General features: G+C 46.5%; 21 protein-coding genes. 19 read left to right on the top strand and 2 right to left on the bottom strand.

The window, feature by feature from the left end:
- Positions 1-22: 22 nt before the first annotated feature.
- Positions 23-1393, bottom strand: a complete 1371-nt coding sequence (locus NYE56_RS19290; protein ID WP_341284260.1) for an aldehyde dehydrogenase — start codon at positions 1391-1393, stop codon at positions 23-25.
- 167 nt (positions 1394-1560) lie between these two features.
- On the opposite strand from NYE56_RS19290, the gene NYE56_RS19285 reads away from it, so the two are divergent.
- The 3 genes from NYE56_RS19285 to NYE56_RS19275 all read left to right on the top strand — a co-directional run bounded on the left by NYE56_RS19285 (position 1561) and on the right by NYE56_RS19275 (position 3653).
- Complete coding sequence (locus tag NYE56_RS19285) at positions 1561-1878, top strand: YwdI family protein (RefSeq protein ID WP_041351304.1); 318 nt, start codon at positions 1561-1563, stop codon at positions 1876-1878.
- A gap of 19 nt (positions 1879-1897) precedes the next feature.
- Complete coding sequence (locus tag NYE56_RS19280; RefSeq protein WP_123374226.1) at positions 1898-3220, top strand: purine/pyrimidine permease; 1323 nt, start codon at positions 1898-1900, stop codon at positions 3218-3220.
- 61 nt (positions 3221-3281) lie between these two features.
- Positions 3282-3653, top strand: coding sequence for a DUF423 domain-containing protein (locus NYE56_RS19275; RefSeq protein WP_003227446.1), 372 nt, complete (start codon positions 3282-3284; stop codon positions 3651-3653).
- A 43-nt stretch (positions 3654-3696) separates the two neighbouring features.
- On the opposite strand, the gene gerQ is transcribed toward NYE56_RS19275, so the two are convergent.
- Positions 3697-4242, bottom strand: coding sequence for a spore coat protein GerQ (gene gerQ, locus NYE56_RS19270; protein ID WP_123374225.1), 546 nt, complete (start codon positions 4240-4242; stop codon positions 3697-3699).
- A gap of 319 nt (positions 4243-4561) precedes the next feature.
- Between gerQ and spsA the strand changes: the two genes are divergently transcribed.
- The 16 genes from spsA (at position 4562) to NYE56_RS19190 (ending at position 21904) form a co-directional block, all read left to right on the top strand.
- Complete coding sequence (gene spsA, locus NYE56_RS19265) at positions 4562-5332, top strand: spore coat dTDP-glycosyltransferase SpsA (RefSeq protein ID WP_015250957.1); 771 nt, start codon at positions 4562-4564, stop codon at positions 5330-5332.
- A gap of 4 nt (positions 5333-5336) precedes the next feature.
- Positions 5337-6761, top strand: coding sequence for a CDP-glycerol glycerophosphotransferase family protein (locus NYE56_RS19260; protein ID WP_268555988.1), 1425 nt, complete (start codon positions 5337-5339; stop codon positions 6759-6761).
- Between the two features lie 20 nt (positions 6762-6781).
- Positions 6782-7951, top strand: coding sequence for a DegT/DnrJ/EryC1/StrS family aminotransferase (locus tag NYE56_RS19255; protein WP_160244502.1), 1170 nt, complete (start codon positions 6782-6784; stop codon positions 7949-7951).
- Positions 7952-8821, top strand: a complete 870-nt coding sequence (locus tag NYE56_RS19250; RefSeq protein WP_341284259.1) for a GNAT family N-acetyltransferase — start codon at positions 7952-7954, stop codon at positions 8819-8821.
- Positions 8821-9942 carry an N-acetylneuraminate synthase family protein gene (locus NYE56_RS19245; RefSeq protein ID WP_341284258.1) on the top strand — a complete coding sequence of 374 codons (1122 nt, stop codon included), beginning with the start codon at positions 8821-8823 and terminating at the stop codon, positions 9940-9942. The genes NYE56_RS19250 and NYE56_RS19245 overlap by 1 nt, the downstream gene beginning before the upstream one ends.
- A complete protein-coding gene (locus NYE56_RS19240) occupies positions 9935-10657 on the top strand; it encodes a glycosyltransferase family protein (RefSeq protein ID WP_341284257.1) in 723 nt (240 codons plus the stop codon). Before NYE56_RS19245 ends, NYE56_RS19240 begins: the two co-directional genes overlap by 8 nt.
- Positions 10658-10659: 2 nt before the next feature.
- On the top strand, positions 10660-11679 hold the full coding sequence (locus NYE56_RS19235; RefSeq protein ID WP_087614780.1) for a PseG/SpsG family protein: 1020 nt from the start codon (positions 10660-10662) through the stop codon (positions 11677-11679).
- A gap of 24 nt (positions 11680-11703) precedes the next feature.
- Positions 11704-12444, top strand: a complete 741-nt coding sequence (locus NYE56_RS19230) for a sugar phosphate nucleotidyltransferase (RefSeq protein WP_014478328.1) — start codon at positions 11704-11706, stop codon at positions 12442-12444.
- Complete coding sequence (rfbB, locus tag NYE56_RS19225; RefSeq protein ID WP_015250964.1) at positions 12444-13391, top strand: dTDP-glucose 4,6-dehydratase; 948 nt, start codon at positions 12444-12446, stop codon at positions 13389-13391. Before NYE56_RS19230 ends, rfbB begins: the two co-directional genes overlap by 1 nt.
- 13 nt (positions 13392-13404) lie before the next feature.
- Complete coding sequence (gene rfbD / locus NYE56_RS19220; RefSeq protein WP_268555981.1) at positions 13405-14256, top strand: dTDP-4-dehydrorhamnose reductase; 852 nt, start codon at positions 13405-13407, stop codon at positions 14254-14256.
- The gene (locus tag NYE56_RS19215) at positions 14249-14704 is read left to right on the top strand and encodes a dTDP-4-dehydrorhamnose 3,5-epimerase family protein (protein WP_014481242.1); all 456 of its coding nucleotides are present in this window, start codon (positions 14249-14251) and stop codon (positions 14702-14704) included. Before rfbD ends, NYE56_RS19215 begins: the two co-directional genes overlap by 8 nt.
- Positions 14705-15027: 323 nt before the next feature.
- A complete protein-coding gene (bslB, locus tag NYE56_RS19210) occupies positions 15028-15492 on the top strand; it encodes a biofilm surface layer hydrophobin BslB (RefSeq protein WP_003227472.1) in 465 nt (154 codons plus the stop codon).
- A gap of 177 nt (positions 15493-15669) precedes the next feature.
- Positions 15670-16944: a glutamate dehydrogenase gene (rocG, locus tag NYE56_RS19205; RefSeq protein ID WP_003227482.1), complete on the top strand. Its 1275-nt coding sequence runs from the start codon at positions 15670-15672 to the stop codon at positions 16942-16944.
- A gap of 226 nt (positions 16945-17170) precedes the next feature.
- A complete protein-coding gene (gene pruA / locus NYE56_RS19200) occupies positions 17171-18718 on the top strand; it encodes an L-glutamate gamma-semialdehyde dehydrogenase (protein WP_031315430.1) in 1548 nt (515 codons plus the stop codon).
- Between the two features lie 73 nt (positions 18719-18791).
- On the top strand, positions 18792-20492 hold the full coding sequence (locus tag NYE56_RS19195) for a M20 family metallopeptidase (RefSeq protein WP_268555977.1): 1701 nt from the start codon (positions 18792-18794) through the stop codon (positions 20490-20492).
- The gene (locus NYE56_RS19190) at positions 20492-21904 is read left to right on the top strand and encodes an amino acid permease (protein ID WP_341284256.1); all 1413 of its coding nucleotides are present in this window, start codon (positions 20492-20494) and stop codon (positions 21902-21904) included. Before NYE56_RS19195 ends, NYE56_RS19190 begins: the two co-directional genes overlap by 1 nt.
- The last annotated feature ends 26 nt before the right edge of the window (positions 21905-21930 follow it).

The raw sequence follows: 21930 nt of genomic DNA, 5'->3' as shown, positions 1-21930 counted from the left end.
AGCGCAGGTGATCTGCGCTTTTTTATTTGAGTATTTTTCGAATCATTCGCAGCCCGTTTTTGGAGGAAGGATAACGAAATGCGAAGTCGAAGCGGTTCGTTTGTTTGACGACGCTTTTTTTGTGCGTGAATGTGTTAAAACTGTCAAACCCGTGATAGCTGCCGATGCCGCTTTCCCCGACGCCGCCGAATGGCAAATACGGCGTCGCCACATGCATTAACGTATCATTGACACAGCCCCCGCCAAACGACAGATTTCCTAAAACAGCGCGCTCAATTTCTTTGTTTGTGGTGAAGAGATACAGGGCGAGCGGCTTAGGGCGCGATTGGACTTTTTCAATGACTTCCCCGATATTGCGGTATGTAAAGAGCGGAAGAATCGGCCCGAAAATCTCCTCCTGCATCACTGGAGAGTCATCTCTCACTTGTTCGAGAATGGTCGGCGCAATTTTGTGATGATTGGGATCAGATTGTCCGCCTGTGAGTGGGATGCCGTCATTCAGAAAGCTGAGCAGCCGCTGATAGTGCCGTTCACTGACGATTTTGCCGTACTGCGGATTCCGTTCCGGCTGAGGGCCGTAAAATTCTCTGATCGCACGCTTCATTTCTTCTGTGAGCTTCGTTTTGATGTCCTCGTGGACAAATAAATAATCCGGTGCGATGCAGGTTTGTCCCGCATTTGTAAATTTCCCGAAGACGATGCGTTTGGCGGCAAGCTGAATGTCAGCATCTTTATGGACGATGCAGGGACTTTTGCCGCCGAGCTCCAAGGTTACGGGAATTAATTGTTTGGCGGCGGCCTCCATGACGATTTTTCCCACGGCTACGCTGCCGGTAAAGAAAATGTAGTCAAAGGGCTGCTGTAATAATGCTGTGCTGACGTCGGGCCCGCCTTCTGCCATAGCGACATAATCGGTCGGAAAAACGCTGCTGATGAGTTTGGAAAGAATAGCAGAAACAGCCGGCGTATATTCTGATGGCTTGAGAACGACCGTGTTCCCCGCCGCAATGGCTCCAATCAACGGAGAAAGCGCCAGCTGTAAGGGATAATTCCAAGGCGCAATCACCAAAACGGTTCCATACGGCTCAGAAATGATGATGCTTTTGGAGCCTAGATGAGTCAGCGGCGTTTTGACTCGTTTCGGCTTGGACCATTTTCTCAGCCGTTTCATGACAAAGCTGATTTCCTCCAAGACGATTCCGATTTCTGTTGAGTATGCTTCTTGCTCGGATTTATGGAGATCCTGGTAGAGAGCGGCTATGAGATCGGCTTCATGAGTTCTGACGGCTTGTTTCAGCTTTCGCAAAATGTTCAGTCTCGATTCAAGCGGTCTCGTATGTCCCGCCGCAAAATAGGCTTTATGCTTGCTGATGATAGAGGGGATGCTGTTCATTCCGTTTCTCCTTTTTGTAAGGTATGGTGATTTATTATGTGAAAAATCTCTTCTGCTTGTCAATCGCGCAAGGTTTGTCAGAAAAAATAACAAACTCATATCTGCGTTTACAGCAGGAATTTGATAAAATGCAGGAAGACAACATTTATTTTTTTGGAGGGTGCTTCATGAACATTCATATATCTGCATTAATTCAAAAGATGGAAGAGGAGCTGAAAAAAGCAAAAACAGCTGAACGGGATGAGGAGCTGAAGCGTTATGTAGCGGTTGTCCGTTCTCTGTGTGATGTCGTGCTTGATCAGCCGGAGAACGTGAGCGCGCCCCGCATACAGCCGAGCGTTACGCCAAGTCCTGCCGCGCCGCCATCGACAGACCAGCTGATGATGGAAAAAATGATGGGGAGCGCGGGATTAAACAAATATCGAAAGCAAGAAAAAGAGAAGCAGGAAGAGGATGGAAACGGAGAGTCTTTATTTGATTTTTAAAGAGAGAGGTTGAGCTTACGTGAAATTGGTTCTTGGCGCGCTGCAATGGACAGCGTTTATCATTGCTGCGGCGATAGTTGTTCCGGTGGCGGTTGCCCAGTCGTTTCATCTGGATCACTCAGATTCTGCAAGATTGATTCAAAGCACTTTTTTTGTACTGGGAATTGCCGCCGTCATTCAGTGTTTGAAAGGCCACAGACTGCCGATCAATGAAAGCCCAGCCGGCTTGTGGTGGGGAGTGTATACGATCTACGCAGGGCTGACGGGAACTGTGTTTGCGACATATGGAGACACACTGCGGGGTTTGCAGGGAGCTCTTCTTGTAAGCGCTGTATGTTTCTTTTTGTTAAGTGTTTTCAAGGTCATTGACAGACTTGCAAAATTGTTTACTCCGGTTGTAACGGGCGTCTATTTATTGCTTCTTGTCATGCAGCTGAGTCAGCCCATTATAAAAGGAATTCTCGGAATCGGTTATCGACAGGACGGGGTGGATGGTCTTGTATTTGGCCTGGCGCTTGTTGTGATCGCTGCCGCCTTTATAATGACAAATTCGAACATCATGTTTTTTAAGCAATATTCTATTTTATTAGCCTTGTTCGGCGGATGGGTGCTGTTTGCGGCTGCCGGAGCGGCAAAGCCGATTGAAATGCCGGACCGGCTGTTTCAGCTGCCTTCCCTGTTTCCTTTTGGGACACCGTTATTTAACAGTGGCCTGATCATCACTTCTATTTTTATTACCATCTTGCTGATCGTGAATATGCTGGCGAGCATGAAGGTCGTGGACATCGCCGTGAAAAAATTCAGCAAACAGCCTGATGGAAAGCATCATGAACGCCATGCCGGTTTTGCCGCTTCATTCAGCCATCTGCTTAGCGGTTTGACGGGAGCTATTGCGCCTGTTCCGATTTCGGGAGCCGCAGGTTTTATTGAAACGACCAAAATGCCTTCTAAAAAACCGTTTATGCTCGGCAGTATTCTGGTTATCGTGATCAGCGTGATCCCGTTTTTTATGAATACGTTTGCGAGCCTGCCGTCACCCGTTGGATTTGCGGTGAATTTTGTTGTGTTCTCCGCAATGGGCGGTCTGGCCTTTGCCGAATTTGATTCATATGACAAAGAAGAATCAAAAAGGGTGAGGTCTATCATCGGCATCTCGCTGCTGACAGGGGTCGGTATCATGTTTGTTCCTGAAACTGCGTTAAAGGGATTGCATCCGGTATTTATTTCTCTATTAAGCAACGGGCTCGTATTAGGGACGCTTGCTGCAATAGCGGCTGACCAGTTCCAGCTTTGGCGCAGGAGAAAATCCGACAATCTCGTGTCAACGGAGAACAAACATTGAATTTTGGAGCAGGTGCGATAAGATAAATGATATGAGTTTAACGAAAAGGCGGGAGAGATAGATGAAAGTTTTTATCATATTAGGGGCCATTAACGCCCTGCTTGCCGTGGGACTCGGAGCATTCGGCGCTCACGGATTAGAAGGGAAAATACCTGATAAATATCTTCAGGTTTGGCACACAGGCGTGCAGTATCATATGTATCACGCCCTTGGGTTATTCGTTGTCGCGTTTCTGGCTGATAAATTATCCGGCATAGGCAGTGTCACGACAGCCGGATGGCTGATGTTTGCGGGAATTGTGCTGTTTTCCGGAAGCTTATATATTCTAAGTGTGACGCAAATCTCCATTCTTGGAGCGATCACCCCGCTCGGCGGTGTGGCGTTTATTATTTCTTGGATTATGATCGTTGTCGCAGCCGTCAAATATCTATAAACAAAAAAGCCAATCCTCATCATATGAGTGATTGGCTTTTTTCTTATCTTGGCGAATAGGACGCCATGGAATATGGATACGTATAAGCAATTTCTTCATCAAATGTAATGTAATCGAGGTAGATTGTCAGGAGCAGGTAGCGTGTTCCTGATTTCGGGTCGCTGATAATAATGTGATCCCGGCCCGCAGCTTCGATGACGCCGCGAAAAATCTTCGAGCCCCATTCCTTGCTGTTTTCAAATGTCATATAAATGGTGGCCGTTTTTCCCCGATTCAGGCGCAAAATATTCTCGATGTAAGATTCCTCAACAGGCAGCATGCCGGGAACGCTTTGGCCCGGTCCTGACGGTGTAGGCCCCGATGGAATTTGAAAACCGCCGCCCTGCTGCTGGCCCGGGAATCCAAATCCCTGCTGTCCTTGTTGTCCTTGCTGTCCCTGCTGCATTGGCATCATTGGCTGCATCCCCATTGTCTGCATTTGTGGGCCTTGGCCTTGCTGCGGGTACGGGTTGGCGCCAAACTGAGGCTGATACCCCTGCATATTATCAAATCCCTGCATTTGCTGATATTGATTTTTTTTCGGTTTCATATCGTTCCTCCTTTTTATGAAAACCATTCAAAACATGTTCTGGATGTATAGGTGAACGCTCCGCGATGACTCACCTCCGATGGAAAACGATCTTAGTCGCTGGTGCGATTTTTATCTCTTTCACCTTATGAGGCTGATGCTTGGATTATGCTGAAAAAGAACAGCGGACCGATCAGATTTCGCTCTGGGCAGCCGCTGTTTTTCATAGACATACACAAACTTTTCGCATATTGGTTTGTATCCCTAGCGCAACTTGAGCATAAGCAACATAAGATAACGATAGTTTCAGGTGTGAAGTTCCAAGAAGGAGGTGTAGGATTTGCCTAAAGTATCAGTCATTATGACGAGCTATAACAAAAGCGATTATGTGGCAAAGTCCATTTCTAGCATACTCTCACAAACGTTTTCAGATTTTGAATTGTTTATTATGGATGACAACTCCAATGAAGAGACGCTGAATGTAATCCGTCCTTTTTTGAATGATAACCGAGTGCGTTTTTATCAAAGCGATATATCTGGAGTGAAGGAAAGAACAGAAAAAACGAGATACGCGGCACTGATCAATCAGGCGATTGAGATGGCGGAGGGTGAATATATCACCTATGCGACGGATGACAACATCTATATGCCGGACCGCCTCCTGAAAATGGTGCGGGAGCTCGATACCCATCCTGAAAAGGCTGTGATTTACTCAGCCTCCAAAACCTATCATTTAAACGAGAATCGCGACATTGTAAAAGAAACTGTCAGGCCTGCCGCTCAAGTGACATGGAACGCACCGTGCGCAATTGATCATTGCTCGGTGATGCACAGGTATTCGGTGCTTGAGAAGGTAAAGGAGAAGTTTGGCTCCTATTGGGATGAAAGCCCGGCGTTTTACCGTATAGGAGATGCCCGGTTCTTTTGGAGAGTCAATCATTTTTATCCGTTTTACCCACTGGATGAGGAGCTGGACCTGAATTATATTACCGACCAATCGATTCACTTTCAGCTGTTTGAATCAGAAAAAAATGAATTTGTCAGGAACCTTCCTCCGCAGCGAAATTGCCGAGAGCTGCGTGAATCATTAAAAAAGCTTGGAATGGGGTGAGAGCTTGTCGGCCTATTTAAGCAATTATTGGGTGCTGTACCGGAAGTACGTGGAGCTTTTTGACAAACTTCGCTACAAAGGGATTCCGCTTGGGCTTATCAGTAATTTTTATCAATACATCAGCCCTGAGCTGAGGGTGATGATGGAAGAAGAACCGGAATTATTCGGATCGGTGGATCAGCATATCGATGAGGGGCAGATTCAGCCGTTTTTTGAAGAAAGAATCCGAAAAATCGTTAAAACAAATGACAAACCTGTTAAAGGGAAAGTCATTTTGCACTTTGATTATCTGCGTTTTTCAAACGAAAATTACTATCAATTTGATCCTGAAAAAACGGCTGTTTTGGCCAGATGGAGTTTGCCGCATTATTGTGATCTGCCTGTCATTAGCAAGCGGGAGATTGCGGATTCATGCCAAAAAGGCGATTCGAAGCATTATCTCGAAACAGCCTGTTCGCTTCTCGCCCCTTATGATGATCACCCGGCATTTGGTGATCAAGCGTTTCGCGACCGGCTTTTCAAAGATATTCCTTTATTTATAGAGGCCATTGATACAGTTGATGCGCTGTTTGAACAGGAAAAGATTTCAGCTGTTATTGTCGGAACGGCAGAAGACATTTACAGCAGGGTGCTCGCTCTCATGTGCCAAAGAAAAGGGGCCGTCAGCATTTGTCTTCAGCATGGCGCATTGATGGGAGATGAAGCCTTCATTCCTGTTTTTACAACCTATCAAGCTGTTTTTGGTGCGTATGAAGCAGAGTGGTTCATACGAAAAGGCTGTAAGCCCGAGCAGATTCTCGTAACGGGACATCCCCGCTTCGATCAGATTTTTAACAGAACACCTATGGATATGTCCATATTCTATCGAAAACTTGCTTTTCAGCCGACTAAAAAAATTGTGCTCATTGCCACTCAGCCCTTTTCAGAAGATTTTTATTCGGGTGTGCTGCAGGGGCTTTCTGATCAGAAGCAGCTGCAAATCATTATTAAACCCCACCCGTGGGAAATCGGAAAAAACAAGCTTGATCTGTATCACGAGGCGGCGAAAAAACATAAAGCATGCAGAGTCATCAAAAAGGAGCTGGAGCTTTATGATTTGCTGCCGTATGTTGATGCCGCAGTGACGCAGACCTCGACAGTCGGTCTTGAAGCCATGCTGTTTCAAAAGCCTGTGCTGATCGGAAAATCGTCCGGAAATCGCTCGTATCCGTATTATGAGTCTCTTGGCGATTTTATGTTTGACCAGCCGGATGAACTGGCGCACACCTTGGTTGAGGTTCTTCGAAGTCCCGACGTGCATCAAAAAGCAGAAGAGGCGCGCCTGGCATTCATAGCGGCTAATTATCCGGTGGCAGAATCAACAAATGCTTTATTTGTGGAACTGAAAGCCAAAACAGGGGTTGATTACAGGCGGGAAGATACTGAATAAAATGATAGGAGCGCAAAGAAATGGTGCAAAAAAGAAATCATTTTCTCCCTTACTCATTGCCGTTAATCGGTAAGGAAGAAATTCAGGAGGTTACAGAAACGCTTGAATCGGGATGGCTCTCTAAAGGCCCGAAGGTTCAGCAGTTTGAAAAAGAGTTTGCCGCGTTTGTCGGGGTGAAGCACGCCGTGGCGGTGAATTCATGTACCGCAGCTTTATTTTTGGCTTTGAAAGCAAAAGGGATCGGACCCGGGGACGAGGTCATTACCTCTCCGCTTACGTTCAGCTCGACTGCCAATACGATTATTCATACGGGAGCGACGCCTGTGTTTGCGGATATTGACGAAAACACGCTCAATATTGACCCTGTAAAGCTTGAGGCGGCCGTCACACCGCGAACCAAAGCAGTTGTGCCCGTCCACTTTGGCGGGCAGTCCTGCGATATGGATGCAATATTGGCTATTGCCCAGAATCATGGTTTATTCGTGCTGGAGGATGCGGCACATGCGGTATATACGACTTATAAGCAAAGAATGATCGGTTCTATCGGGGATGCAACGGCATTCAGCTTTTACGCCACCAAAAACCTCGCGACAGGGGAAGGCGGCATGCTGACGACTGATGATGAGGGGCTTGCCGATAAGATCCGGGTGCTAAGCCTTCACGGCATGAGTAAAGCCGCATGGAACCGTTATTCTTCAAATGGCAGCTGGTACTATGAAGTCGAATCGCCCGGCTATAAGATGAATATGTTTGATTTGCAGGCGGCCCTCGGACTTCATCAGCTGAAACGGCTGGATGATATGCAGAAACGGAGAGAAGAGATTGCCGGCCGTTATCAAACCGCTTTTCAGCAGATTCCTGGGCTGATCACGCCGTTTGTCCATGATGACGGCAGGCACGCCTGGCATCTATATGTTCTGCAAGTTGATGAAAAAAAGGCCGGGGTTACGCGCAGCGAAATGATTACGGCTTTAAAGGATGAATACAATATCGGCACTAGCGTTCATTTTATTCCAGTACACATTCATCCGTATTATCAAAAGCAATTTGGATATAAGGAAGCGGACTTTCCGAATGCCATGAATTACTATAAACGAACCCTTTCTCTCCCGCTCTATCCATCAATGTCTGACGACGATGTAGATGATGTCATTGAAGCTGTGCGGGATATCGTAAAAGGGGCTGATTAAGTGTATACGGTAAAAGAAAATGTCTCCAAAGAGTTGATTGAGGAATTTCTCCAAAGCAGAAAGCTTACACTGGATGTTCCGTATCAATTTTCCCTCGGCCTTTATGAAAACAGCAGGCTCCAAGGTGTATTGCTTTACGAAGATTCTTTGTGGGAAAGCAAGGTGCTTCAGAAGAAAGTCATGAACGTCAAACTTCTTGCAGCAAATAGTACCGGGCAGCTAAAGAGGCTGTTTGAAGCTTTTTATACTGTACGCCAAATGGATGAAACGGATTTTATCTTTGTCCGTGTTCCGGCTGAAGATATCGGAGCTGCGCATGTGATACAACAGCAGCCATCCTCTTACTTTGTCGGGAGTTTGCTGAAGCTGGCGATGCCTCCGTCTTTTTATGACAAAACACCGCCATTTTTTGAACTGGGCCCGCCTGAGCCCGGGGACACAGAAGCGATATGTGAGCTGGCCCGAGACTCGTTTACAAAAAGCAGATATTTTCAGGATCCTCATCTCAGCCGCGATGCAGCAAACGAAATATTTCAGGAGTGGACACGAAACAATCTGAATGGAAGGGCGGCGGTCAATATTGTCGCTAAACACAATGGCGAGGTCATCGGCTATCTTCAGGGCTTATCAAGAGATGATGAGTGCATTCTCGATTTGATGGCTGTAAAACCGGGATTTGAAGGAAAACGTATTGCGTTTCATTTATTGGCGAATCTCATAGAACAACCGGAGATCCAGAAGCATAGAACGGTAACAGCGGGGACGCAGCTTCACAATGTAAGGGCGATCCGCCTTTATGAACGAATGGGCTTCACCACTGAACAATCGTATTACTATTATCATATTTGGCCGGGCAAGGAGGCGAAATAATGGCAGCGTTTCAGATCGCGAATAAAACTGTAGGCAAAGACGCTCCTGTTTTTATTATTGCTGAGGCGGGGATTAATCATGACGGGAAGCTTGATCAGGCTTTTGCGCTGATTGACGCGGCGGCGGAAGCGGGAGCGGATGCCGTGAAGTTTCAAATGTTCCAAGCTGATAGGATGTACCAGAAAGATCCTGGTTTGTACAAGACGGCAGCGGGCAAGGACGTCTCTATTTTTTCTTTGGTTCAATCTATGGAAATGCCTGCTGAGTGGATTTTACCGCTATTGGATTACTGCCGCGAAAAGCAGGTGATCTTTTTAAGTACGGTATGTGACGAGGGGGCAGCTGATCTGCTTCAGTCTACCTCGCCGAGCGCTTTTAAAATCGCATCCTATGAAATTAACCATCTCCCGTTGCTCAAATATGTCGCCCGACTGAACAGGCCGATGATTTTCTCGACAGCCGGAGCTGAAATCTCTGATGTTCACGAAGCTTGGCGCACCATCAGGGCAGAGGGAAACAATCAAATTGCCATAATGCATTGTGTGGCGAAATACCCAGCACCGCCGGAGTACAGCAACCTCAGCGTCATTCCGATGCTTGCCGCCGCTTTTCCTGAGGCGGTCATCGGCTTCTCCGATCATAGCGAGCATCCGACAGAAGCACCGTGTGCCGCGGTTCGGCTCGGAGCAAAACTGATAGAAAAGCATTTTACGATCGATAAAAATCTGCCGGGTGCCGACCACTCGTTTGCATTAAATCCGGATGAATTGAAAGAAATGGTCGATGGCATCAGGAAAACAGAAGCTGAGCTGAAACAGGGGATCACAAAGCCAGTCTCTGAAAAACTGCTTGGCAGTTCCTACAAAACAACAACCTCCATCGAAGGAGAAATCAGAAATTTTGCATACAGAGGCATTTTTACAACAGCTCCGATTCAAAAAGGTGAAGCCTTTAGTGAAGACAATATCGCAGTGCTTCGGCCCGGACAAAAGCCGCAGGGGCTGCACCCGAGATTTTTTGAACTGCTGACCAGCGGTGTTCGGGCTGTAAGAAACATTCCGGCCGACACAGGCATTGTCTGGGATGACATTTTACTGAAGGACAGCCCGTTTCATGAATGATATTCTCTTTATCATTCAGGCAAGAATGGGTTCAACAAGGCTTCCGGGAAAAGTGCTTCGGCCGCTCGGATCGAGTCGTTTACTTGATATTCTCGTTCACCGCGTCCGGAAAAGCGCGTTTTACCAAAAGGATCGGGATAATCTTGTCATCGCCACGTCTGACAAAGAAACTGACGACATATTAGAGGCGCACTGTATCAAACAAGGCTTTCGTGTTTTCCGCGGGAGCGAAGAACGTGTCCTCGATAGGTTTGTGAAGGTCATAGAAGCTGTTAAACCGTCAGTCATCATCCGGTTAACGGGTGATAATCCGTTTGTCGATCCGGAGCTGCTCGATGTAATGATTAAGGCGCATTTTGATCAAGGATCGGATTATACGTATATTCTGAATGCCCCATTAGGGATTTGCGGCGAAGTGGTCAACGCCAACCTGTTAATTGACATCAGCCGTATTCAGAATATGGAGGATCAATATCAGGAGCATGTCACGTTATATATAAGGAATCATCCAGCTCTTTATCGTGTTCAGTTTTTAGAGGCGCCGGAACGATTTCGCGCCCCTCAATATCGGCTGACCATTGATACAAAGGAAGACTATGAATCGATAAAGGCCCTCTATCAAAAAGCAGGCGAGCGCCCCGATGTATCCGCCTCAGAGCTTATCACCCTTCTGAACCGGAACCCCGATGCGGCAATCGAACGAGAGGCTGACTAGCCATGCATGTTGGAATCTTCGCAGACGGCGGCTATGAAAAGGGAATGGGCCATGTTGTCCGGATGAAGAGACTTGCGGAGGGGCTCAAACAGCGATGCTTGATTACGTTTTATACGAATCAGGAGTCTGAAGCGTTTCTTCATGAAGAGCATTGGCGTGTCATCGTAAAGCCGGAGCTGCAGCAGCACGAATTTATTCTCCGGGAAATAAAAAGCAAGAAGCTTGATTTGCTTTTGTTTGATATTCTAGGCGCGCCTGCAGAGCTGTTAAAGAAAATAAAGACGGAGACAGATGCGAAAATTGTTCTTTTTGAAGAGAAAAACGGTAAATCAATTCAATATAGTGACGCAGTCATTAACGGAATTTACGGTGACATCAGAAGCAGGGTGTACGTTCAGGGAAACACACGCATCTATGAAGGTCCGGACTATCTTATTCTTCACCCCGCCTTTCAGGCCGCAAGAGAGGATTACACACTTAAGAAAGACTGTCGCAATATCCTTGTTGCATTAGGAGGAAGTGATCCGAAGCAGCTTATTTTTAAAGTGCTGGCTGCCGCTGATCAAGTCCCCGACATAAAAGACAAAAACATAATGTTTGTGATGGGGAGCGCTTCACCGCATCAAGAGGCAGTCCGAAAGCGGATCGAAAAGAAGCCGCAGTACAAGATGATCGAACAGACAAATGATATGGCAGGTTTGATGAAACAAGCGGACGCAGCCATTGTCGCCGGCGGCATCTCTCTATATGAAGCCATTTGCATCGGCGTGCCGTGCCTTGTTCTTTCTCAGGTTGAGCATCAAACGGCTACAGCCAAAACATTTGCTGACCAAGGCGCCGCTCTTGATCTTGGCTTAGGTGAGCTTGTACCGGATGAAACACTCATCTATCAGATGTCGCGCATTATGAGCAGCTATCCTCTTCGCCTTTCTTTGCACAAGGGAGGAAGGCCGCTCGTGGATGGCAAAGGCATTATGCGGGTAACAGCTATTCTTCAAGATTTATATGAACAAGAGATATAAAAATGCATGTAAGGAAGTGTTAATGTGAAAGGTGTTATTTTAGCCGGAGGAAACGGCTCACGCCTTATGCCCTTAACGAAAGCCGTCAACAAGCATTTGCTTCCTGTAGGCCCGTATCCGATGATATACTGGTCGATTATGAAGCTGGAGGAAGCCGGAATAAAAGACATTTTACTCATCAGCCAAAAGGAGCATATGCCGCAATTTTACAAACTGCTTGGGAACGGGGAAGAGCTTGGCGTTACTATCACTTATCAAGTACAGCCGGCAGCATCGGGCATTTCGGATGGGCTGTCTTATGCAAAGCGCTTTACGAAAAAAGAGTCTTTCATTTTATTATTAGGTGATAATATATTTGAAGATTCATTAAAGCCTTATACAGAACGCTTTGAACAGCAGGGGAAAGGAGCAAAAGTGCTTCTGAAAGAAGTTGATGACCCGGAACGTTTCGGGATTGCTGAGATTGATGAGAAAAACAAGCGGATTCGTTCCATTATCGAAAAGCCCGAACAGCCACCGACCAACCTTTGTGTTACCGGCATTTATATGTATGATGCAGAGGTGTTTTCATATATTGAACAAATATCACCATCAAAGCGCGGCGAGCTGGAAATCACCGATGTGAATAATCTATACATCGAAAACAGCCAGCTTACGTATGATGTGTTATCAGGCTGGTGGGTAGATGCCGGAACTCACGAATCGCTTTATCTCGCTTCCCAGCTTGTACACCAGGCTCTACGGAAAGGACAGGACGAAAAGTGATGGCAAAATCATATTTAATTACAGGCGGGGCCGGCTTCATCGGGCTCACGTTTACAAAGCTCATGCTGAGGGAAACGGATGCGCGCATTACCGTTTTAGATAAACTGACGTACGCCAGCCACCCGGAGGAAATGGAAAAATTACAGCAAAACAGCCGTTTTCGCTTTGTAAAAGGGGACATCAGCGTTCAGGAGGATATCGACCGGGCGTTTGACGAGACCTACGACGGCGTCATTCACTTCGCAGCAGAATCGCATGTGGACAGAAGCATTTCCCAAGCGGAGCCGTTTATCACCACAAATGTCATGGGGACATACCGATTGGCGGAAGCGGTCTTGAAAGGAAAAGCCAAGAAGCTGATTCATATTTCAACAGATGAGGTGTACGGGGATTTAAAAGCGGATGATCCCGCGTTTACAGAAACGACGCCGCTTTCTCCTAATAACCCATACTCAGCCAGCAAAGCAAGCTCAGATTTGCTCGTGTTGTCTTATGTGAAAACCCACAAGCTTCCGGCCATCATTACACGATGCAGCAACAATTACGGACCTTATCAGCACAGCGAAAAAATGATTCCGACGATTATCCGTCATGCGAAGCAGGGCCTACCTGTTCCGCTGTATGGCGATGGACTCCAGATCCGAGACTGGCTGTTTGCGGAGGATCATTGCCGCGCAATCAAACTGATTTTAGAAAAAGGAAACGACGGCGAGGTGTATAACATCGGCGGCGGAAATGAACGCACGAATAAAGAGCTGGCGAGTGTCATTTTGAAACATCTGGGCTGTGAGGAATTGTTCGCCCACGTGGAAGACCGAAAAGGGCATGACCGGCGCTATGCGATCAATGCATCAAAGCTGAAAAATGAACTGGGCTGGCGGCAGGAAGTGACGTTTGAAGAAGGCATTGCGCGTACGATTCAGTGGTATACAGACAATGACCGATGAGAAGGTGATCTGATTGACAAAGGTATTGGTAACTGGGGCGGGAGGACAGCTTGGCTTGGAACTATGCCGCCAGCTGAAGCAAGCCGGATATGAGGTCATTGCGTTAACAAAGAAGATGATGAACATTGCTGACCAGCGCTCAGTACGGCATTCGTTTGGCCATTATCAGCCGGATATCGTGGTCAATAGCGCCGCGTTTACGTCGGTTGATCAATGCGAGAAAGAGCTTGATAAAGCGTACTTGATTAACGGAATCGGCGCTTATTATACAGCGCTTGAGTCAACCCGCATCGGAGCTCAATATGTTCATATCAGCACGGACTATGTATTCAATGGGAAAGGAACCCAGCCATATAGGGAAGACGATCCCCTCGATCCGAAAACCATTTATGGCAAAAGCAAAAGGCTCGGAGAAGAACTGATACGATTAACGACAAAAGACAGCACGATCATCAGAACATCGTGGGTGTACGGACATGGCGGCAGTAATTTCGTTGAAACCATGCTGAAGCTTGCTGAAACGAAACAAGAGCTTCGGGTTGTCAGCGATCAAATTGGTTCGCCGACTTATACGAAGGATTTAGCAGAAGCGGTCATCAAGCTGTTCAGCCATCCGCCGGGCATCTATCATGTCAGCAATTCAGGCATATGCAGCTGGTATGAGTTTGCGACGGCAATTATGGAAGAAAGCGGGCTGGAAACAGCCATTTTGCCTGTAACGACAGAGGAATACGGGAACAAAACGCCCCGTCCGGCATACTCTGTGCTGAGCCATCGGGCCATTGAAGAAGCCGGCATCCGCCCCCGCCACTGGCGGGAAGCGTTACATGAGTATTTGCAGGAAAGGAGCAGTGCGTGTGATTGATGGAGTCAAGGTGAAAAAATTGATGAAGCATAGCGATGACAGAGGCTTTTTTGCTGAGCTGGTCCGGGACGATGAGAATCTCCTTGAGCATTTTGGGCAGGCCTCTTGGTCGAAAAGCTATCCGGGTGTGATTAAGGCATTTCATTATCATGAGAAGCAGGATGATCTCTGGTTCTTCCCAACCGGCCACGCTCAGGTTGTCCTATACGATCTTCGAGAGGATTCAAAGACAAAAGGAGAAACAGACGTCTATTATATGGGCGAAGACAACCCGATGCTGTTATTAATCCCAAAAGGGGTGGCTCACGGATATAGAGTGCTGGGAGAGACGCCGCTGACAATTATCTATTTTACCACCATGTCGTATAACCCGGATCAGCCTGATGAAAAAAGAATTCCGTGGAATGATGAGACGATCGGTTTTAACTGGAACACTGAATTCAGATAAAAATAGGAACGTGATCAATCGAAGAGCAGAGGCATCTTCGACTTTTTTTGCCCTTTTTTAAAATAGGATAAAAGATAGAAAATGTCGGGCAGATGTTACTAGAAAAAGAGAGAGAAATCGTCCATTTGAACCTTGTATAAACAGGAAGGAATTCTCATTGAATTCCAAGTGTTAATATTCCTTAAAAAACATTTACTTCCATGGAAAATGATGATAGATTAATTTTTATGAAAAAGAACTGGTAATTCGCGAATTATGAAAAAACGCTTTTTCTGCAGAGGACGCTCTGGCCAAATTTCAACAATCAATTAGGGGGAAATGTCATGCTAAAAAGAACTTCATTCGTATCTTCATTATTCATCAGTTCAGCTGTTTTACTATCAATCTTACTTCCTTCGGGCCAAGCTCATGCACAGTCTGCATCAATCGAGGCAAAAACAATTAACAGCACGAAAGAGTGGACCACTTCTGATATTGAAGTGACATATAAACCAAATGCGGTGCTTTCTCTCGGAGCGGTAGAATTTCAATTTCCTGACGGGTTTCATGCTACGACAAGAGATTCAGTTAATGGAAGAACACTGAAAGAAACACAGATTTTAAACGATGGAAAAACAGTCAGACTCCCGCTTACGCTTGATTTGTTAGGCGCATCCGAATTTGACCTCGTCATGGTGCGCAAAACCCTTCCGCGCGCAGGCACTTACACGATTAAAGGCGATGTAGTAAACGGTTTGGGAATCGGCAGTTTTTATGCTGAAACGCAGCTGGTGATTGATCCCCGTTAATCGATAGATTTGTAGTCAGAGACTGAGATGTTTTCAGTCTCTTTTTTTGTGGATTTAAAAGCTGGTACGGATCTTGCATGATGATAAGGGTGAATCCAATGTAGAAAGGAATTGGCGGGCTGATTTTTTAAAGCGCTTACATTACAGCCGGCCAAAAAAACAATGAGGTGAAAAAAGATGTCAGCAAAGCAAGTCTCGAAAGATGAAGAAAAAGAAGCTCTTAACTTATTTCTGTCTACCCAAACAATCATTAAGGAAGCCCTTCGGAAGCTGGGTTATCCGGGAGATATGTATGAACTCATGAAAGAGCCGCAGAGAATGCTCACTGTCCGCATTCCGGTCAAAATGGACAATGGGAGCGTCAAAGTGTTCACAGGCTACCGGTCACAGCACAATGATGCTGTCGGTCCGACAAAGGGGGGCGTTCGCTTCCATCCAGAAGTTAATGAAGAGGAAGTAAAGGCATTATCCATTTGGATGACGCTCAAATGCGGGATTGCCAATCTTCCTTACGGCGGCGGGAAGGGCGGTATTATTTGTGATCCGCGGACAATGTCATTTGGAGAACTGGAAAGGCTGAGCAGGGGGTATGTCCGTGCCATCAGCCAGATCGTCGGTCCGACAAAGGATATTCCAGCTCCAGATGTATACACAAATTCGCAGATTATGGCGTGGATGATGGATGAGTACAGCCGGCTGCGGGAATTCGATTCTCCGGGCTTTATTACAGGTAAACCGCTTGTTTTGGGAGGATCGCAAGGACGGGAAACGGCGACGGCACAGGGCGTCACGATTTGTATTGAAGAGGCGGTGAAGAAAAAAGGGATCAAGCTCCAAAACGCGCGCATCATCATACAGGGCTTTGGAAACGCGGGTAGCTTCCTAGCCAAATTCATGCACGATGCGGGCGCGAAGGTGATTGGGATTTCTGATGCCAATGGCGGGCTCTACAACCCGGACGGCCTTGATATTCCTTATTTGCTCGATAAACGGGACAGCTTCGGTATGGTCACCAACTTATTTACTGACGTCATCACAAATGAGGAGCTGCTTGAAAAGGATTGCGATATTTTAGTGCCTGCTGCGATCTCCAATCAAATCACAGCCAAAAACGCACATAACATTCAGGCGTCAATTGTTGTCGAAGCGGCGAACGGCCCAACAACCATTGATGCCACTAAGATCCTGAATGAAAGAGGCGTGCTGCTTGTGCCGGATATCCTGGCGAGTGCCGGCGGCGTCACGGTTTCTTATTTTGAATGGGTGCAAAACAACCAAGGATATTATTGGTCGGAAGAAGAGGTTGCAGAAAAATTGAGAAGCGTCATGGTCAGCTCGTTCGAAACAATTTATCAGACAGCGGCAACACATAAAGTGGATATGCGTTTGGCGGCTTACATGACGGGCATCAGAAAATCGGCAGAAGCATCGCGATTCCGCGGATGGGTCTAATTTAAGAAGCCTCCGCAAAATAATTTTGCGTTTGTTTTTTGCCTAAAGAGCAAAAATCGCAAAATAAATTTGCGTTCAAGATCGGAAATAGAGAAAGATGATCACCTGTTAGACAAATTTCTGTTCGATTCAACAAGTTTTTTCAGCAAAAGACAAGAAAATGGCATGATTCTTGCATTTTTATTCATATGCGAAGATATATTTCATAACACGAGGGGGACTACATATGACAGTCACATACGCGCACGAACCATTTACCGATTTTACGGAAGCAAAGAATAAAACTGCATTTGGGGAGTCATTGGCCTTTGTAAACACTCAGCTCGGCAAGCATTATCCGCTTGTCATAAATGGAGAAAAAATTGAAACGGACCGCAAAATCATTTCTATTAACCCGGCAAATAAAGAAGAGATCATTGGGTACGCGTCTACAGCGGATCAAGAGCTTGCTGAAAAAGCGATGCAAGCCGCATTGCAGGCATTTGATTCCTGGAAAAAACAAAGACCGGAGCACCGCGCGAATATTCTCTTTAAGGCAGCGGCTATTTTGCGCAGAAGAAAGCATGAATTTTCAAGCTATCTTGTGAAGGAAGCGGGAAAACCGTGGAAGGAAGCAGATGCGGACACGGCTGAAGCGATAGACTTTTTAGAGTTCTATGCGCGACAAATGTTAAAGCTCAAGGAAGGGGCTCCGGTGAAGAGCCGTGCTGGCGAGTTCAATCAATATCATTACGAAGCGCTTGGCGTCGGCATCGTCATTTCTCCATTTAACTTCCCGCTCGCGATTATGGCGGGAACAGCGGCGGCAGCCATTGTGACAGGAAATACGATTCTCTTAAAACCGGCTGACGCAGCCCCGGTAGTGGCAGCAAAATTTGTCGAGGTCATGGAGGAAGCGGGTCTGCCAAACGGCGTTCTGAATTACATTCCGGGAGATGGAGCGGAGATCGGTGACTTCTTAGTTGAGCATCCGAAGACACGGTTTGTCTCATTTACAGGTTCCCGTGCAGTCGGCTGCCGGATTTATGAGCGAGCCGCCAAAGTGCAGCCGGGCCAAAAATGGCTCAAACGGGTAATTGCAGAAATGGGCGGAAAAGACACAGTGCTTGTCGACAAGGACGCTGATCTTGACCTTGCTGCATCCTCTATCGTGTATTCAGCATTTGGATATTCAGGACAGAAGTGTTCTGCGGGCTCCCGCGCGGTCATCCATCAGGATGTTTATGATGATGTGGTGGAAAAAGCTGTGGCGCTGACCAAAACGCTGACTGTCGGCAATCCAGAAGATCCTGATACGTATATGGGTCCCGTGATTCATGAAGCATCCTACAACAAAGTGATGAAATACATTGAAATCGGCAAATCTGAAGGCAAGCTATTGGCCGGCGGAGAAGGCGATGATTCAAAAGGCTACTTTATTCAGCCGACGATCTTTGCAGATGTTGATGAAAACGCCCGCTTGATGCAGGAAGAAATTTTCGGCCCGGTTGTTGCGATTTGCAAAGCGCGTGATTTCGATCATATGCTGGAGATTGCCAATAACACGGAATACGGATTAACAGGTGCGCTTCTGACGAAAAACCGTGCGCACATTGAACGGGCGCGCGAGGATTTCCATGTCGGAAACCTATATTTTAACAGAGGATGTACCGGAGCAATTGTCGGCTATCAGCCGTTCGGCGGTTTTAATATGTCAGGAACAGACTCAAAAGCAGGCGGTCCCGATTACTTAATTCTTCATATGCAAGCCAAAACAACGTCCGAAGCTTTTTGATTTGAGAGAAATAAAATCGTGCGATTCTTTAGCGGATCGCACGATTTCAACTTTTTGATCAGGAGGACAATTTATGCAGTATACAAAAATCAGTCACATGAATCCGGCTGAAAGAGTGGAGGCGCTGACAGCATCTCTGGTCAGCCTCAGCAGCGTGAACGGCACCGTTGGAGAAGGGACAAAAGCAGATTTCATCAAAGAAGTGATCACGAGCTATCCATATTTTCAGGAAAACCCCAGTCATGTGTGGGAACAGGCCATTCCCAATGACCCATACAATCGCAAAAATATTTTTGCGTTTATTAAAGGACATGGAGAAAGCCGAAATACAGTCATTTACCATGCCCATCTGGATACAGTCGGAATTGAAGATTTCGGCCCTTTAAAGGATATCGCTTTTGATTGTGAGAAATTGGCCGAGTATTTCAGCCGCTATGAGTTCGATCAGGAGGTTCAGCGGGATGCCAAATCAGGCGATTGGATGTTCGGAAGAGGATCTGTCGATATGCAAAGCGGCATCGCCGTGCATTTAGCCAATCTTCTGCATTTTTCGGAGAACCTTGAGACGTTGCCGGGAAATGTATTGTTTATGGCCAATCCCGATGAGGAGAGCCAGCATTCGGGCATTCTCGCCAGCATTTCAGAGCTGAACCGGCTAAAAAAAGAAAAACAGCTTCACTATTTGGCTGCTATTAATACGGATTTTATTACCCCGCTTTACGATGGTGATCAGACAAGATATATCTATACCGGAGCCGCGGGAAAACTGCTGCCTTGCTTTTACATTTACGGGCGTGAAGTCCATGTTGGCGATACACTGGCAGGGATTGACCCAAATTTCATTTCATCTGAAATCACAAGCCGTCTCCACAATAACATCCATCTGGCAGAAAAGGTTGAAGGGGAGTTGGTTCTGCCACCATCCTGTTTGTATCAGCGTGATAACAAGGAATCCTATAATGTGCAAACGGCTGTCAGCACCAGCTTGTATTTCAATTGTTTTATTTATGAAAGAACAGCAAAAGAAATGATGGATTTGCTTATTGCAGTCACTGAGGAAGCATGCCGAGAGACAGAACAAAAATTATCAGATTATTATGAAGAATATGTAAAAAGAGCCAACCTGCCAAAGAAACATTTATCATGGGACATTCAAGTGTATAGCCTGGAGCAATACTTAGAAAAGCTGAGAAACCGGGGGATAGATCCCGAGCAGTGTATCGAGCAGACATTCAAAGCCAACGAGCACCTTGAACTTCGCATGAGATGCTTTCAGGCAATCGAAGAGCTTCAAAAGCTTGACCCCGATCAAGGCGCAAAAGTCATTCTATTTTACGCACCTCCTTACCTGCCGCATAACTATTTGAAAGAAGATAGCGCAAGAGATCAGCTTTTGCAGCATGTGATTAAAGAAGCGGCTGACAAAACCGCTGAATCGACAGGCGAAACATTTGTCTTCAAAAAGTTTTTCCCCTACTTGGCAGACGGCAGTTTTTTATCACTGCACGAAACCGATGGCGAAATTGATTCTTTTATCAGGAACTTCCCTGGGTGGAATATGATTGGGACCATTCCGTTCAAAGACATACGCAAACTGAATATTCCATCCATTAATATGGGCGTGTACGGAAAAGACGGCCATAAATGGACAGAACGAGTCTATAAACCGTACACATTTCATGTATTGCCTCTCCTCATACAGCAAACCACCGTTCATCTTTTGCAAAGCTACCGGATGACCATCACGGCAAAAGAACCAAAGGGGGAAGGATGATGCAGAATCATAAAAATGAATTGCAGCGCAGCATGAAAAGCAGGCATTTGTTTATGATTGCTTTGGGAGGGGTGATTGGCACTGGGCTGTTTCTAGGCTCTGGCTTTACCATTAGCCTTGCGGGACCGCTCGGCGCCATTGCGGCTTATATCATCGGCGGATTTTTAATGTATCTCGTCATGCTTTGTTTAGGAGAATTGGCTGTTGCCATGCCGGTGGCCGGATCGTTTCAGGCTTACGCCACTAAATTTCTGGGACCGTCGACAGGCTTTATGATTGGCTGGCTGTATTGGTTCAGCTGGGCGAATACAGTGGGGTTAGAGCTGACGTCAGCAGGCATTTTGATGCAAAGGTGGCTGCCCTCCGTTCCGATCTGGATATGGTGCCTCGTGTTCGGCATCGTCATCTTTTTGATTAATGCGCTCTCTGTCAGAAGCTTTGCAGAAATGGAATTTTGGTTTTCAAGCATCAAAGTGGCGGCGATCATATTATTTATTGTGATTGGCGGTGCCGCTGTGTTTGGCTTGATTGACTTTAAAGGCACACAGGAGACACCCTTTTTGTCTAACTTTATGACTGATAGAGGGCTTTTCCCTAATGGGGTGCTGGCCGTTATGTTTACGCTGGTCATGGTGAACTTCTCGTTCCAGGGAACGGAGCTTGTCGGCATTGCGGCAGGGGAAAGTGAAAGCCCGGAAAAAACACTGCCAAAGTCCATTCGAAATGTCATTTGGCGCACGCTGTTTTTCTTTGTGCTCGCTATGTTCGTCTTGGTTGCCATCCTTCCGTACAAAACGGCGGGGGTGATTGAAAGCCCGTTTGTAGCGGTACTCGATCAAATCGGCATCCCATTTTCGGCAGATATCATGAACTTTGTCATCTTAACGGCCATTTTATCTGTTGCTAATTCGGGATTGTATGCGGCGTCGCGCATGATGTGGTCACTTTCATCAAATCAAATGGGTCCATCCTTTCTCACCAGACTGACAAAAAAAGGCGTGCCGATGAATGCCCTGCTGATTACGCTAGGCATTTCAGGCTGTTCGCTGCTGACAAGTGTCATGGCCGCAGAAACAGTGTATTTATGGTGTATCTCAATCTCAGGCATGGTGACAGTTGTCGCGTGGATGTCCATTTGTGCGTCGCAATTTTTCTTTCGCAGACGTTTCCTTGCTGAAGGCGGAAATGTGAATGATCTGGAGTTCAGAACGCCGCTTTATCCGCTAGTCCCGATTCTCGGATTTTGTTTATATGGCTGCGTGTTGATCAGCCTTATTTTCATTCCGGATCAAAGAATCGGCTTATACTGCGGTGTGCCTATCATTATTTTCTGCTATGCATACTATCATCTAAGCATCAAAAAGCGTATAAATCATGAACCGATTGAAAAAAAGCAGACAGAGGCGCAATAGAAAAAGCTCTCCGGGAGGCCGGAGAG

The sequence above is a fragment of the Bacillus sp. FSL R5-0603 genome, assembly GCF_038050295.1.
In the GTDB taxonomy this organism is placed as follows: Bacteria; Bacillota; Bacilli; order Bacillales; family Bacillaceae; genus Bacillus; species Bacillus subtilis.
Note: the sequence above shows the minus strand (reverse complement) of the source record. Positions and strands in the feature narration are given on the sequence as shown.